Source organism: Paralimibaculum aggregatum, from assembly GCF_030270585.1.
GTDB lineage: Bacteria > Pseudomonadota > Alphaproteobacteria > Rhodobacterales > Rhodobacteraceae > Thermohalobaculum > Thermohalobaculum aggregatum.
Genome location: NZ_BSYI01000127.1, coordinates 1 through 679, shown reverse-complemented (window position 1 = coordinate 679; position 679 = coordinate 1). Strand labels below are relative to the sequence as shown.

At 67.9% G+C, this 679-nt stretch carries 1 protein-coding gene; it reads left to right on the top strand.

Annotation, left to right across the window (positions count from 1 at the left end; genetic code table 11):
- The coding region (locus QSJ97_RS24605; protein WP_285675145.1) for a hypothetical protein at positions 1 to 679 on the top strand (679 nt) is incomplete at both ends.

Below are 679 nucleotides of genomic sequence, written 5' to 3'. Positions count from 1 at the left end.
CCAGACCCTGGAGATCGCCGGCGACGACGACGGGGGAGAACCGACGAACCCGGGCCCGTTCTTCGTCGATTTCACCGACGAGAGCGTCTGGTCCACCGCCGACGGCCTGCCGGTGACCATCTTCGACTATCTCGGCAGCGGCATCGACATCACCATCACCGGGATCAACGGCGCGGGCGCCAACCAGCTCAACTTCGACGACGAGGTCGCCATCCCGGGCGCCAGCATCTTCGAGCCCGGCGGCCCCTTTGCCGGCGACACCGACGGCGCCGGCATCGGCGGCTTCAACTTCGACGAGGTCGATGGCGAGGAGATGCTGATCATCGACTTCTCCGCGCCGGTCGAGATCACCGATGTCTTCGTCCTCGACATGTTCATCAACCTGAACGCGCCGGAAGAGGAGGGCGCGACCGCGGTCTATGACGACGCGGTCCACGACTACCTGCCGCGGATGGGCGAGTTCGACATCAACCCGCCGGGCGGCAACGGCTTCGGCAGCTTCGACCTCAGCGACGATCCCTACGACGTGCAGAGCGGCTCGGCCGGCAACCAGGTCACCCGGCAGATCGTCTTCACCGCGCTCGGCGGCAACGACGGCGCCGGCGTCGGCGACTTCGCGCTGGCCGGGCTCGAGTTCAACCTGGCCGAAGTCGAGCCGCCGACCAAGGGGCGCGAGCCG